The following is a 14,732-nucleotide window of genomic DNA, read 5'->3' on the forward strand; positions in this document are numbered from 1 at the left end:
AGATATTCCGGATGGCTGAGCACCTCTTCCGGCGATTGGACATAAGCGGCGGGAATCATCTCGCTCCCGCTTTCCTCAATATAACCCTGCAGCAGCTGCGGCGTATTCTCCAGATGGAACTGGAATCCGAACACTCGCTCCTTGTATACAAAAGCCTGATGGCTGCACGCCTCGCTCTCGGCCAGAATCTCCGCCTCGGGCGGAAGAACGCTGAACGTGTCGTAATGCCACTCGAACACTACCGAATCCCGGGGGAAGAACGAGAACAAGGGGCTGCTTTGCGCTTTTTCGCTCCACCGGACCGGAATCCAGCCGATCTCCGGCTGGCCGTTCTTCGTAACTTTGCCGCCGATCACGTCAGCAATCAGCTGAGCGCCCAGACAAAGACCCAGCACGGTTTTGCCTGCGTCAATGGCGCCGCGAATCAGTTCCTTCTCCTGCATCAGCCAGGGATAGCTGTCTTCCTCATAAATGTTCATGGGACCGCCCATGATCACCAGCCAGTCGAAGTTCTCCAGCGCCGGAAGCGGTTCACCCTTAAAGAACTTGGTGTGTGTGACGGTATGGCCATTCGCACTGGCCCATTCAAGAATACTGCCCGGGTGCTCAAGCTCAATATGCTGCAAATAATGAAGCCGCACGTTCTCCCTCCTTTTTCTTCCCATGCAAATCGCTTATATATAGGGCGACAGTCAACCCGCGGCGGGCGAATCCTCCCCATCTTCCGCACCCACGCCAAAAGCCGCGCGGACTTCCGCAATCTTTTCCTGGTCAAATAAATCACGAACCGCGACGCACATGGACAGCACCCGGTCCGCATCCTCCGGTTCGGGTGTGCCGTGAAAATAATCATCAAGCGAACAAATGCCAAAAATGAAATCCAGCGACCGGATCTCCTTGTTCAGCTCCTTCGGAAAATCCATCGCAGTCTCCACAGCATTCATGAGACAAATATAATTATGGTTCAAGGGCGGCGTGTCGTAAAGATAACACATGGCTACGAGGTAGCTCTCCAGCGCCACGCAGGCAACGTTGAATACGAGACTGTATCGCTGGTTCTCCCGCTGAAACTGTTCCGCACGCCGGTGATAGGCAAGAGCGTCCCGGTACTTCTCTTCAAACGTCTCCAAATCATACTCGTTAAACGTCAAACCCATCGCGGAGGTTCCCCCTTATATTGAAAATTCTGCCGAACCCTCGAAAGCCTCGGGTCCGGCAGATGGATTAGATACAGATCAGAGCAGGTTATCGGTCTGCCGTTATCCTACCAAACGTTCAGCAGCCATTCTTTGTTCTTCTTGTATTCCATGTCGGTGAACAGGGTGTTCGCCATTTCTTCGGCAAGCCAGATCGCGCCTTTGTAGCCGACAACCGGATGACGGTACAATCCCGCGCGGTCATAGGTCGGGAACCCTACACGAACCATTGGCACTTTGTAGTCGATGGAGATGAACCGGCCCTTGGAATGCCCCAGAATAAGATCCAGTTCAAGTCCGTTCTGCAGGCGGCTTTCCAAATCCATCAGGTCAGCGTTCATAATGATTTCCATATCAAACTCTACATTTTCCTGAAGAGCTTTGATCCGGGGATCGGTTTTGTAGCCCCCGTGATCGTCGCCCAGCAGCAGAAGCACAGGCTTCATTTCGAGGTCTAGACAATATTCGGCAAGTCCGATAACAAGATCCGGGTGTCCGTAAATGGCAACTCTCTTATCAGCCAGGAACATGTGCGTAACGTCGGTGATAGCGTCGATTGCGACACCGCGTTCTTTCACGAGCGATTGCGGAATCGGCTTGCCCGTCATGTTCTTCAGATTTTGCAGGAACGTATCGGTGTTCCGGATACCGATCGGAGTCGGTCCGACGATTGCCTTGATATCGAATTCATTTTCCAAATATTTAGCTGCTTTTCCGCCTTCATACCGGTTAAGGGCGATCGTGCCGATCGCGTTGGCCGTACCTTGCAGATCTTCAATCGTAGTAGTGCCGTGGGATTCGCCGCTCTTGTCCGGCATCAGCGGGGAATCAAATTCTTCGATTTCGAACAGAACCGTGGCGTCGATGTCCATGGCGGACAGCAGACCTTTCAGCACCGTTACATCGCCCGGGTTAACCCAGCCGGTGATCAGATTCAGCTTGCCGTTCGGCTCGCCTTTTTTGGCAAAATATTGAACGAAGGCATCCAATGCCACATCGTAGCCCGTTACATGGCTTCCCACAAAGCTCGGAGTATGAATAGCGACCAGATGCACTTCGCGGTCGGCATATTTCTCCTTAATCAGTCCCTCATTAAGCTTTCTGATTACACCGTCAACGTCATCGCCGATAACTTCCGTCGAGCACGTGGTGATAATCGGGACTACCTTCACATCAGGGTAACGCATCAGCAGGACGTCAACCGCCGTTTCAACACGATCAAGTGCGCCGAATACCGCGCCGTCTTCATGCACCGAGGACGAAGCCATGAGGAAGTTATCCTTGAAATGCTGGGAGAACCACAGGCGGACGAACATTACGCAGCCTTGTCCTCCATGGACGATTCCGATACAGTCTTTGATGCCGATGCTGGCAAACTGCGCGCCGGCTGGTTGGCATGTGAAAATCGGATTGATCACACCGGCGCGATCTTTGGGTTTCAAATCACAAGACATCCGTATTGCTCCTCTCGGGGTTAGTATTGTTTAACGGTCAACTCTTCGTTCAGAGACCCTGTAATGGTCACGTAGTCGATCCGTTCTTTCAGCGCGGCCATAACCTCTTTGATTTCGGCCACATTCAGTGTGTTGATCCAATCAAACCGCTCTTTATAAGCATCCGCCAGACAAACGGCGTCGGCATAGTAGCATCTGTCTTCAGCCGTTTCTTTCGCAACCGGCTCGCCGCACAGAATTTGCATGGTTTTGCCCAGAATATTCTCATTCTGTCTTTCCCGGTCCCAGGCGCGGGAGTGGAACTGCCAGAGGCATTTTTTCAAAATATGATCTTCCAACTGGGCGACCCGCTCTTTCAGCACGTTCTCTTCCATTGCGATTTCTTCCTCCTTAAGCTTCTACGCTGGCAGCCCGTTGCTCCAGGTACGGATACGTCTTGTTCCGCAGCTTGGACACGGAGTCAAATCCGCCGGTGTATTGTCTGAGTGTTTCCGAATTCTTCACTTCTTCGGGCAGGTTTACATCAGATACCATTCTTTGCGTACTGAAGCCTTTATCCGTCGCAATTTCGTCCTTGCTGATATCAATACCCGACAACTGATGGATCGGCGAGTAGATCGCATTGTAGATATCGCGAGCGAAGCGAACCCAGCCTTCATAGCCCTTGTACGGTCCGTTGTGGTAAGCGTGCGCGTTCAGATAAGGAACACGGACTTTCTTCGCCACTTCGCCGGGGCGCTTGCCTGTAAAGATCACGTCCGGTTTCAGCTTCTCCATCGCTTCCAGACCTTCCAGCTCGTTCGGGTCGTCAATCGCCAGCGCGCCTTCTTCACAGCGGGCAATACCTTTCTCCATGTCGCCTTGGTGGCCGAACTTCGTATACACGGATACAACCTCTACGCCCATTTCTTCATGGATAACGTTAGCCCAGTGCCACAGCTTGGAGCCGCCCGGCCACAGGCAGACTTTCTTGCCTTTCAGACGTTCTTTATACCAATCCAGTTCAGGCTTCCATCTGGCGGTTTCTTCGTCGATGATCGCTTGGGCGCGGTCTTCGATGCCGAAGAAGATCCCGATCTTACGCAGGGAAGAGGACAGCGGCTCAAAGCCGAAACCGTCGATGTCAAGACGCGGAATGTTATATTTCACGCGCAGCTCGTTACAGATATACTCTGCGGAGCGCGCGCATTCCAGCACGTTGAGGTGAGCTTTGTGCATCGCTCTCAGATCATCATAAGAACCGTTGCCGGTAAAGGTGGACAGAACTTGAATGCCCATTCTCTTGAAATAGTCCTGCATCACTTCCTGGTCGCCCTGGATGTTGTATTCACCCACGTAGTTGATCACATAGTCGCTGGTGATTTCCGGTTCAACCGTTCCGACCTTATTTTTGACCCAGGCAATATTGATCTTGTGGTGACCGCCCGATTGGCTCGGTCCCGCAAAGCCGGGGGAGTTACATACGAAGATATCCACATCCGGCATTTCTTCCATGACCTCATCCGCTACGGCACCGATGTCGTCACCGATCAGGGCGGTTGCGCAGGTTTGGTAAATCGTCATACGCTTGATGTCCGGGAATGCTTTGAAGGCTTCGATAATGTTCTGCTTCAGCAGTTTTTCGGCGCCGAATACGATGTGCTTCTCCTTAACGTCCGTAGCGAACGTATTCTTCAGCTGGAAGTTGTCGTTATCACTGATATAACGCTTCGTTTGCCAGGTGTCGTAGGTACAACCGACCGGTCCGTGGCTGATGTGGATAACGTCCTTCATTGGCGTTCCGATAACGTGCTTGGCTCCGCAGTAGGCGCAGCCGCGTTCGGAAATGGTTCCCGGAATCGTGTTAAGATAGCCAAGAGGAAGGGCGTCCGTCAAGTCCTCGCCCGGGCCTTTGACAACGGCATGCTTTTCTCTTTCAGGGATGCACTCACTGCATTCAAAACGATGATGTGGCATTGTTTGTTCCTCCTTTATTAGTCGACAATACCGTATTTGGAAACCATGGCTTCCAGTTGATCCATGCTGAGCGGCTTAGGAATAACGAACATTTCGTTTTCGATGATTTTGCGTGCCAGTTCGCCGTACTCATGAGCTTGTTCATGTTCCGGATCGAATTCGACAACCGTCTTTTTGTTGAATTCAGCTTTTTGTACGATGTTGTTACGAGGCATGAAGTGAATCATTTGCGTGCCGATTGCGGCAGTGAACTCTTCCAGGAATTCTCTTTCTTTATCCACGTTACGGCTGTTGCAGATGATGCCGCCAAGACGAACGCCGCTTTGTTTCGCATATTTCACAAGGCCCTTACAGATATTGTTTGCTGCGTAGATGGCCATCATTTCACCGGATGCTACGATGTATACTTCCTGAGCTTTACCGTCGCGGATCGGCATTGCGAAACCGCCGCATACAACGTCGCCGAGTACATCGAAGAATACGAAGTCGAGGTCGTCTGTGTAAGCTCCGTTAGCTTCCATCAGGTCGATGGCGGTGATAACGCCGCGGCCTGCGCAGCCTACGCCAGGTTCCGGGCCGCCGGATTCAACACATTGGATATCGAGGTAGCCAGCTTTTACAACCTTCTCGGTCGTGATGTTTTCCGCGCCGTCATCGCGAAGCATATCCATCAGCGTCTTTTGGTTCATCCCGCCGAGAATCATCCGGGTGGAGTCAGCTTTCGGGTCACAGCCATGAATGAAGATTTTCTTGCCATGATAGTATGCCATTGCCGCCGCAGTGTTTTGTTGAGTTGTGGATTTACCGATTCCGCCTTTACCATAAATCGCGATTTTTCTTGTCATTTGAAATAGCTCCTCTCATTTTTCGGATCTTTTCTTTTTAATCAAGAACCCCAGCCTATCCAACAGTCCTGCTAACAACCTTACCCTTGCCCTTCCCGCCCGTCTCGACCGGCGAAAACCTCCCTCACACCTCCGTTGATAGTGTAAGTTTTTCTGACGCTTTCTGTTATTTACCTTGCGTCTTAAGTACATATTAGCCTGACTCGTAGCACCCCATCAATAAATTCGGCATATTTCGCACAGCGAAAAACAGTTTATTCAAAATTGATGTTATATAATATGACATAAGTTTGTTTTTTCCTGATTTATCGCCTTTTCATAGCGTTTTCATTGTTCGGTGAAAATAAAGTATTAGACTAGAGTCGTTGTTTAAACGCGGTTTTTGAATTGAAAAATCGTCAGCTTTTGAAAAGTAAGTTTTAGACTGATCAATTAAAAGAAACAGCGGCGGACCAAGACTTGATAAATAAAGTCTTAGACTGCCGCTGTTGTCGTTCAACTAACGTGTCCCGTTAGCTTAGACTGCTGTCTTAAAAGATTAACTCACAATCTTTATGCTCCCATACATCAAATAAGTTTCCATCTAGGTCCTCAAAAACAAAAAACTTGCCGTAAATGCCTTCATTGCTAATTGGTCTAGTTGTAACTCCCTCAGATGTTAGTCTCATGTGTAATGATTCAATATCATCTGTAAAAAATGTTACAACCCACCTTGACCGTCCGTTTACTTCAAAAACCGCTCTTGTGTCATTATCAGATTCAATTAAATCAATTATTGGGCGGTTATCCCTAAATAAACTTATATAATTCCCTCTATCGTTTCTGATGTTAAAACCAAAGTGACTGACGAACCATTCTCCAGATTTTTTTGCATTTTTAACTGGAATTACATTATATGCGATTCCTAAGATCCTCCCATTTACCATACTACTCAGCCCCTGTCATAAATTTATCTCCAATTATTTCAAGGTGGCTATTGCATTATCCTGCCCGATAGCTTAATGAGGCATTGTCAGTCTAATACTTTATTTTCTCAGTCTAGAACTTTGTTTTCTTTTGACATTCATAAAACCCGACTTGTGAACACGACCGCGAATATCGACGCTCCAGGCAAGAATAATCACGATAAAAAAAGAAAGCAGCCCCGCCGGCGAGCCTGCCCATCCTTAAAGGCAGCAGATCACCAGCGGGACCGCACTCTCAATACTATCATGTATATCGATCTTTATTCGTCCCAATCTCCAGACCGGCGCATCGATTTGACCAGCCACAGCGGGGGACGCTCGCGGAGCAGATTCAATAGCCTGTTCATCTGGGGGATGACTTCCGATTCCGGCTCCACCTTCAATATCATAATTCCGTCCTTCATCAACCGCTTCACCGCATCGCTGCCTATACTGCATACGAACAGCAGCGTACAATCCCCGATCGCCTCCACTCTCCGGGCAATGCGGCTCTCGTGCTCTTCCGCTTCGTCCTCCACGTACACCGATCGCGATTCCAGCCATTTATACTTCTCCACATTCAATTCAAATATCGAAAATGTGCGGCATTGTCCAAAATGCTCATCGATTCGCTTCCCATCCCTGGAAGCAAACGCGACCTTCATTTATGCGTCCCCCTTTCCGCCCTGAGCAGCGCGTTGCCGACCCGCCCCAGGATCTCCGTCGTCCCCCTGTAGCCGACGCTGACGGCCAGGAAGCTTCCCAGCCGGTTAAATATGGGAAAGCCCATCGGCTCAAACAAAATCCCTTGACGCAGCGCCCCTTGTTCACTTAGCGAGCTGCCGATCCACAGGTCGGCTCCCTCTTCAGCCAAGCGCTCCATATCCTCCAGGTCGCCGATCAGCGTCTCGCCGCCAATTCTCTCCAGCACGGGCGATACCGACGGCGAGACGGCGCGGAAGGACCTTATCCCTATTTCCTCAAGCCAGCCGGATAAGCCCAGCAGATGATCCGGCTCCAATGCGGCGATTATGCGTTTGCCCCGGTAGGCGTTGCGCGCATCAAGCATGCTGTCAAGCAGAATCTGCCGCTGCCAGCGGTACTTCACCTGCACCTCGGTCCGGCTTTGCTTGCGCAGAAACTCAAAGAAATCATCCGAGGCCTGCAGCCCGGTCAGACTTGGAAACACATGGTATGGAATACCGGACGACTGTTCAATCGCACGTGCAGCGCCTTCCATGCACTCTCCCACCGCGATCGTGCAGCCGGACGTCATCATCTTGTCCAGATAATCAAGCGGAACGCCGCCCCTTGACAGCTTGGTATTCCCGACAAGCAGATGGCCGCAGAGTGATGAGGAGAGGTCCGGCAGGGTGATGACTTCCAGACCAAATGAGGAAATGATCTCCCGAAGCTCCATAACATCCCCGGGGGTTAAATGAGGGCCGGCCAGCAAGTTAATGCGATTCCGGCGTTTTTTGCGGTTTGTTCCTCCGGATAGCCCGATCACCGCCTCCACGATCCGCTCTGTCATCCGAGCGTATCCCGTTTCAAGCGAGCCTTCATAATCCGGCATTTGAAGCGAAAGAACCAGGCTGTCTCCAAGCGTCTTGCTGTGATTCTCAATGAACAGCTTCACATCATGCTCCAGGTCCTCGCCCACCATCTCCGTCAGTGAAGTACCGATCAGCACAATCAAATCGGGCTTGTAACGAGACACGGCCAGTTCCAGCGCATCCTGGGCGCTCTCGCTCCCGCCAAAAATCAGATTCGAATCGTGGACGGTTACATTTTGAAGCGCGACCGGCTCCTGGTAATGCTGCGACAGCATCTCTCCTACCGCTTCCACACAGCCGTGCGCCCCGTAAATAATAGGCAGCGACCGAAAAAATCCCTGAAGAGCCAGCACGCCTCCAACAGCCTGACTGACACGGAGCGGGTTGACTGACAACGGCTTGCTCAAATTCTCTCTGTACGGATTCATGGCATTATCCTTCCCAGGGAGCGCGTTTGCCGCTGGTTACCCATACCGGCTGCTCCAGTGTTTCAAGCAAATCTTCGGCAAAATTGCGCACTCCGGCATAGCCGGCATAAGAGATATGCCTATTCCGGGCTATGCTGAGAAAAGGAATCCGCTCCTTGAGCGGCACAAATTCATTCCGCCCGCTGACAATCATCAGATCGGCCTTGCGTTCCCGGTAGATTTGCAGAATTTGGTTGTCGCCGCAATCATTGATTATGGCGGTTCCTTCATGCAGCCGCTCCCTGATCCGGGACATATCCTCCTGGGCGTTTCGATTTGTTCCGATTGCGGCGATTTTGATCCCCAGTTCCTGAAGCATGGTGAGATACGTCCAGCTCTCCATACCGTCCGTGTACAGCACAACTGTCTTGCCCTTCAGCGCCTTGCGTACGGGAGCAAGCTCTACACGCAGCCGCTCTTCTTCTTTGCGGATATAGCGGTGCAGGCGTTTGTCCAGATCAGGGTTGCCGAAGTGGAAGCCAATCTGCCGCATGGTGAACCGGATCTCGCGCTCTCCATAGAAGGAGCCTTCAAAGTAGGGGATGGCGTACTTATCCTTCATTTTCCGCGCCAGCGTAATCATCGAACGGCTGCAAACCACCATGTTGACCTTCGCCAAATGCGCACAGCTCACTTCAGCAAAGTGGCTTTCCTCCGTTATTGTAGCAAGCACCCGAATCCCCGCCTTGGCAAGCAGCGCTTCGATGCTCCTGCCTTCTTCCTTGCCGTGATACTCCCCGATCAGATTAATATCGAATTCCGCGGGTTTATCCTGTTGGGGCGCGCCCTTCCCGATTACCCTGTCCATCAGCGCCTCGCCGGCCAGCCGTCTGCCCATATTGCCGCTGCTGCCGCTGAAGCCGGGGCTGTGAACCGGAATAACCGGTATCCCCCATATCTCCTCCGCCTCCTGGCAAATGGAATCGAGGTCCTCCATCGACAGCACGGTTATGCATGTGGCGTACACAAATATGGCCGGAGGGGTGTAGTTGGCAGCAATATAGCCGATGGATTGGAGCAGCTTGTTCTCGCCGCCCATAGCCATGTCCCGATCATCTAATTGAGTCGAGAAGCCATAGCCGGACAAATGGCCGAAATCGTTCCGTTCCCCGAATTTGCCCCAGCCGCTTTCCAGGCATGCGGCCGTCCCGTGCACAAGGTGCGCGGCATCCGCAATCGGCATGAGCGCGGTAAGCGAACCGGCGCAGGGGCAGCCGCGCGATACATCACCGGGCCTTGGCCGGGCGCAGCCCTTCTTCTCCTGGCCGTTGTGCTCGCAATCGGGTTCCACAAAAAGATTGTTCTTTCCTTTCGGCATAAGACATCCTCCCTTCATTGGCATACATCCAGTCAGGCGGAACCTCTGATTCTGTAAACGGTCTCCGATGTACAAAATACGGGTACAGATGTACCCGTATTTGCAGTCCACTCTCTATATTTATTTTAAGGAGAAGCTACTGGGCAAAGTATGTTAGATACTTCACATTCTTCTTCAATTGTTGTTCAATCTCACCCTTACATACGATCGGCATAATGCCGGCATACTGCAGCTTGCTGGCCGGAGCCTTGCCAATGCCGGAGCACAGCAGGAGCTCGCAATCCTTGAGCATTTGAACCGTCTCCCCGAATACCCGTGCCCCGCCCTCGCCGCCTTCGCCGCATTCGGCCAGACCGTTGCAATAGGCTTGCACCTTGCGGACGCCGATTAGCCGGGACTCGCCCAGGTCATTGACTTCGTAGACAAGAAATTCCTTCGCATGTCCAAAATGCTGATTGACCTCGCCCGAGCCTCTGGTCGCCACCGCCACCCGGACCGCGCTGCTCCAATCTCCCACCGGCTCCTCACTCCGCTGCTTCATCCGGGAGACCAGCTGCTCTTGGATTTCATCCCGCGCGGCCTTATCGAAAGACTGCCCGGCAGGCAGCATTTCAGGCGTCTGGCTCATATCGCCGCCCAGCATGCCGACCGCATCCGCTCTGCACTGGCGGCAGTGGCGCATAACGGGCATAATCTCCGCAGAGGCGCGCTGGACCTCAATGGATTCTTCATTGGTCGGAACGCGGAAGCCCTGCTTCTCAAAGAAGCTTCCGGGGGACAGAATCAGCGGCATAATATTGTGGCTAAAGGCCCCAAGCTCCTTAACCTTACGGGTGACTTCCCGCAGGTGTTCTCCATTGACCTCCGGGATATGCACAGAGTTGACCTTGCACAGCACCCCCGCCTTGGCAAGCATTTCGATTCCCTGAAGCTGTCTTTCGATCAGCAGCGCGGCGGCGGCCTCGTCCCGGTAGACCTGCCCTTGATAGACAATATGCGAATATACGCGGGCTCCTATCTTCGGATCAATCGCATTCATCGTTACCGTCACATGCCGGATACCCAGTTCCTTTATCTCCTCCACATAATCTGGCAGCATAAGTCCGTTCGTGCTCAAGCACAGATGAAGATCGGGATCAAGCGACGCCATGATGCGGAACGTGCGGAAGGTGGCCTCGGCATTTGCCAGCGGGTCTCCGGGTCCGGCGATTCCGATTACCGACAGATTAGGCAGCTGTGCCATGGTGCGGGACACCCGGTTGCCGGCTTCTTCCGGCGAAAGCACCTCGCTAACGACACCTGGACGGCTCTCGTTGACACAATCGAATTTAGGATTGCAGTAGTTGCACCGTATATTGCACTTGGGCGCGACAGCTACATGCATACGTGCAAAGTGGTGATGCGCTTCTTCATTGTAACAAGGATGTTTCAACAAAGCCGATTCCGACACAGTCGCTTCTCTCCCCTCATACCAAGAAACTCACTGCCGTCATAAGATGTATTATTCAATAAGCTGGTGTATTTGGCGTATAGTTCCTCTAATTTTCAACAATCATACTTCCAATGGAAGAGAGAGGTCAACCAAGTATAACGCTATGCGGAACATATTAAAAAGTTTGTCAGCATTGATGTCAAAAAAGATCACTTATTGCTGACATAAATCGTTTTCACACATAAAATGAAAGGTTTTCAGAATACACTAAAACATCGAAAATGTTTATTAATGCAACATGCCCACAAATTAAAAATCCTCCTCCGGTTACGCTGTCCGCAAAGAACAACAACCGAAGGAGGATAAGGCGCTTAACTTGAAATTTCCGGAAGCTTATGCAAAAGCATTGGCCGAAGTCTTGATGCAGCTTGTCGGACAGCTGTCAATCGCATCTTGAAGATCTTCCTGCAAATCAGCCGCAATCAGCGTTACGCCGCGGTTGTTGTCTCCTTCGTAGATAACTTCCGCCAGACCGTCATCGTCGAAATCAAAAATATCCGGAGCCGAAGCTCCGCAGCTTCCGCAAGCAATACAGGAATCTTTCTTAACCGTTACATATTTTCCCATGAATCCCACTCCTCTATAATATATGATAGTCATATTATAAAAGTGAAAATTCTAATAGGGATGTGACATTTTTTATAGTTTTCTCAAAAGAACAGAAAATAATCTACTTTTCAATTAATTCTCACATTCTTAAGTCACTTTTTTTGACACGCGGTTTGATTTTTGACAATAAATTTCAGAAGACGCTTCTCACCAATCCCCCGTCAATCCGCAGCGCTGCGCCGTTGATGGCCGAGGACAACGGACTGCTCAGAAAGGTGACAAAATTAGCGATTTCTTCGGGCTTGATGAGACGTTGGATAATGGACGTCGGCCGATTCTCCTTCATGAACTTGGCTTCCGCCTCCTTTATGCCAAGACCTTCATTCGGGTATAAGGAATTGAGCATCGTCTCCACCCCTTCGGTGAGCGTCGAGCCCGGCATAACGGTATTCACCGTAACGCGGCTGCCTGTGGTCAGTTCGGCCAGACTCCGGGAGAGCGACAGCTGCATTGTTTTGGTCGCGCTGTAGTGAGCCATTTCCTGGGAGGGCATGATCGCGGCTTCGCTGGCGATGAAAATCACTCTTCCTTCATCTTTGTGCAGCATTTGCTGAAGGTAGTGCCGCGTCAGCCTGACTCCGCTCATAATATTCACTTCGAAGAACCTGAACCATTCTTCGTCCGGAATCTCGAAATACTCCGCCGGCTTAAAGATACCCAGGTTATTGACCAGAATATCCACTTCATATCCCCGGTCAATCAGCTCCTGACAGCCGCTTTCCGTCCCCAGATCAGCGGCGGCTGGCTGCGGATTCGACTGCGGGTACAATTCCTTGATTTCTTGCACAACTTTAGCAACCTTGTCTGCATTACGTCCGTTGATCAGTACAGATACGCCTTCCTTTGACAAGGCCTCGGCGATCGCTCTCCCGATTCCTTCCGTTGAACCTGTGACAAGCGCTGTTTTTCCTTCTAAATGAAGCTCCATGTTAATCCCCTCCTTCCCAACAGGATAACCTAGTAAACCAGTTTAATCCAGAAAGCCGGTTACAGCCACCGGGACTATTTCTCTTTGGCGTACGAGCCGACGGGAAAGTTGGCAGTTGTCCCCGCATCATGGGACTCGTACCCGTATATTTTTCCGTAAGAACGCATGGCTTTCAGATCCTCCAGCACGATGCCCAGCGTAGGAATGACCTTCTCCATCCATACAAACAGATAGAATTCATCATCCAGCTTATAATAGAAGCAGCGGTCGGTGTCGCATAATCCTTTTTCACTGCCGTTGATGCAGTGCCAGGTATACATTTTCTCGTTCAGATAAATATGCTCGTATACATCCTTGGAGCTGTAGACGAACTCAATCCTTTTGCCGATCAGCTCGGCCGTCTCTTCACACCTCGGGGTAAGCGCTGTAAACGGAGCATTAATGGACGCGTGCTCAAAGCGGCAGGTTACCGAAGAGAGGGGCAGCGCTTCCTTCGCCCGTTCAATCATTGGCACCCGCATCTCTGCCGCGCCGGGAAGGATGCCTGTGATGACCAAGGCTATATTTTGGCGTAAATTGAGCAGGATGGATACAGATTGTTTGGCCTCGCCGCCACTCTCGATAATAAAATCTATAAAATACCAATCAGGCCGCGGGCTGACCGCGCTATATGAGGATACATAGGATGCTTCCAATCCGCCGTCCGCCGTTAACCACTCCAAATGTTCGCTGCCGGTGAAGGTCAGCCTTGCACTTGTTCCGTCTTCATAATAAAACGTATATTCATTGCCCACCAGCTCATGCGTCGGTTGCAGGCTGTGTTCGCTGAATCCCACCGACAATTCGCCTACACTGATATATTCCGGTTTCTTCGTAGGTTCGATCATTTCAATTCTCCTTATCCTGACTTTCCGAATTTGAACCGTTTAATACAAGGAGAAGGCGCTCCAGCCTGTCCTCGGTGATCGAGCTGCCGAAAGCCGTCAGCGACCGCAAGGGCATATATTTCACAAAAGCGGCCAACATGTCGGCCGAGGCTTCATCCTTCGCTTCAATCGCGGCAAAAGGGCTTGCCTGGAGCAGCTCCCGGATAAGCGGTTCCGCGCCCGGCTGGTCCAGCACATCGGCCAGCGCCGTGTTGCGGGTAACGATCCGGTTGACTGCCACGGCAGAGCGGACGACAAGCCGCTCACTCAACACAATGTCTCTCGACGACATCCCGATCAAAATATCGAATTCGCCCGTCTCCACATGCCAGTCTTTCAAGTCGACGCTGTAATAGGCAAAAGCCCGCTTGCCCAGTGTAAACGTAACGGTCTGTTCTTCCCCGGGCCGAAGCTTCACCTTGGCAAATCCCTTTAATTCCTTGTCCGGGCGGGTTACTCGGCTTTCTCTGTCGCGCACATACAGCTGAATGATTTCTTTACCGGTCCGGCTGCCTGAATTTCTGACGCTTACGCGAACCTGAACCGTATCCGTGTCCTCCATTTCGCTCTTGTCCAGCTTGATCCCGGTATAGTCAAAGCTCGTATAGCTTAACCCGTAGCCAAAGGGAAACAATGGCTCGATCTTCATGGCGTCATAGTAGCGATAGCCTACAAACAGGCCCTCTTTGTACTCGGCACGGTCGCCCTCTCCCGGAAAATTCAAATGAGAAGGATTGTTCTCAAGCCGCATAGGAAATGTCTCAGCCAGCTTGCCGCTCGGATTCACCTCGCCGAACAACAGGTCAGCAATCGCGCCGCCGAGTCCCTGACCGCCCAAATAAGCTTCCAAGACGCCTTTAACATTAGCGATCCAGGGCATTTCCACCGGAGCGCCGTTAGTCAGCACCACAACCAGATTAGGCTGTACTTGGGATAGCGTTTCAATCAAGCGGACCTGATTACAGGGGATGTTCAAATGGGTTCGGTCATACCCCTCTGACTCGTAACGGTCCGGCAGCCCCGCGAACAGCACCGCCACAT

The 14,732-nt window shown here is 51.5% G+C and carries 15 protein-coding genes; all 15 read right to left on the bottom strand.

The features are described from left to right. Window positions 1-641: type 1 glutamine amidotransferase (locus L692_RS0102385; protein ID WP_025696871.1), on the bottom strand; the 641-nt coding region annotated here is incomplete at its 3' end. A 51-nt stretch (window positions 642-692) separates the two neighbouring features. After that, on the bottom strand, window positions 693-1,157 hold the full coding sequence (locus tag L692_RS0102390) for a hypothetical protein (protein ID WP_025696873.1): 465 nt from the start codon (window positions 1,155-1,157) through the stop codon (window positions 693-695). A 107-nt stretch (window positions 1,158-1,264) separates the two neighbouring features. Continuing rightward, window positions 1,265-2,638 carry a Fe-only nitrogenase subunit beta gene (gene anfK, locus L692_RS0102395; RefSeq protein WP_232101819.1) on the bottom strand — a complete coding sequence of 458 codons (1,374 nt, stop codon included), beginning with the start codon at window positions 2,636-2,638 and terminating at the stop codon, window positions 1,265-1,267. A 32-nt stretch (window positions 2,639-2,670) separates the two neighbouring features. Continuing rightward, window positions 2,671-3,024, bottom strand: coding sequence for a Fe-only nitrogenase subunit delta (gene anfG / locus L692_RS0102400; RefSeq protein WP_025696877.1), 354 nt, complete (start codon window positions 3,022-3,024; stop codon window positions 2,671-2,673). Between the two features lie 16 nt (window positions 3,025-3,040). After that, window positions 3,041-4,606 carry a nitrogenase iron-iron protein, alpha chain gene (gene anfD / locus L692_RS0102405; RefSeq protein WP_025696879.1) on the bottom strand — a complete coding sequence of 522 codons (1,566 nt, stop codon included), beginning with the start codon at window positions 4,604-4,606 and terminating at the stop codon, window positions 3,041-3,043. A gap of 17 nt (window positions 4,607-4,623) precedes the next feature. Then, on the bottom strand, window positions 4,624-5,451 hold the full coding sequence (gene nifH / locus L692_RS0102410) for a nitrogenase iron protein (RefSeq protein ID WP_025696881.1): 828 nt from the start codon (window positions 5,449-5,451) through the stop codon (window positions 4,624-4,626). 530 nt (window positions 5,452-5,981) lie between these two features. Then, a complete protein-coding gene (locus tag L692_RS0102415) occupies window positions 5,982-6,377 on the bottom strand; it encodes a VOC family protein (RefSeq protein ID WP_025696883.1) in 396 nt (131 codons plus the stop codon). A 299-nt stretch (window positions 6,378-6,676) separates the two neighbouring features. Then, entirely contained in the window at window positions 6,677-7,060 is a 384-nt protein-coding gene (locus L692_RS0102420) for a NifB/NifX family molybdenum-iron cluster-binding protein (protein WP_025696884.1), read from the bottom strand. Further along, entirely contained in the window at window positions 7,057-8,379 is a 1,323-nt protein-coding gene (nifN, locus tag L692_RS0102425; protein WP_025696885.1) for a nitrogenase iron-molybdenum cofactor biosynthesis protein NifN, read from the bottom strand. The genes L692_RS0102420 and nifN overlap by 4 nt, the downstream gene beginning before the upstream one ends. Before the next feature lie 4 nt (window positions 8,380-8,383). Further along, entirely contained in the window at window positions 8,384-9,736 is a 1,353-nt protein-coding gene (locus L692_RS0102430) for a nitrogenase component 1 (RefSeq protein WP_025696887.1), read from the bottom strand. A 136-nt stretch (window positions 9,737-9,872) separates the two neighbouring features. Then, window positions 9,873-11,186: a nitrogenase cofactor biosynthesis protein NifB gene (gene nifB, locus L692_RS0102435; protein ID WP_025696889.1), complete on the bottom strand. Its 1,314-nt coding sequence runs from the start codon at window positions 11,184-11,186 to the stop codon at window positions 9,873-9,875. 375 nt (window positions 11,187-11,561) lie between these two features. Then, on the bottom strand, window positions 11,562-11,795 hold the full coding sequence (locus tag L692_RS0102440) for a ferredoxin (protein ID WP_025696891.1): 234 nt from the start codon (window positions 11,793-11,795) through the stop codon (window positions 11,562-11,564). Between the two features lie 175 nt (window positions 11,796-11,970). Next, window positions 11,971-12,765, bottom strand: coding sequence for an SDR family NAD(P)-dependent oxidoreductase (locus L692_RS0102445; protein WP_025696892.1), 795 nt, complete (start codon window positions 12,763-12,765; stop codon window positions 11,971-11,973). A 74-nt stretch (window positions 12,766-12,839) separates the two neighbouring features. After that, window positions 12,840-13,652 carry a MoaF C-terminal domain-containing protein gene (locus L692_RS0102450; RefSeq protein ID WP_025696893.1) on the bottom strand — a complete coding sequence of 271 codons (813 nt, stop codon included), beginning with the start codon at window positions 13,650-13,652 and terminating at the stop codon, window positions 12,840-12,842. 1 nt (window position 13,653) lies between these two features. Next, window positions 13,654-14,732 (bottom strand): glycoside hydrolase family 3 C-terminal domain-containing protein (locus L692_RS0102455; protein WP_025696895.1); only part of this gene is annotated, 1,079 nt, incomplete at its 5' end.

The organism is Paenibacillus forsythiae T98 (assembly GCF_000520735.1).
GTDB classification, from domain to species: Bacteria; Bacillota; Bacilli; order Paenibacillales; family Paenibacillaceae; genus Paenibacillus_AQ; species Paenibacillus_AQ forsythiae.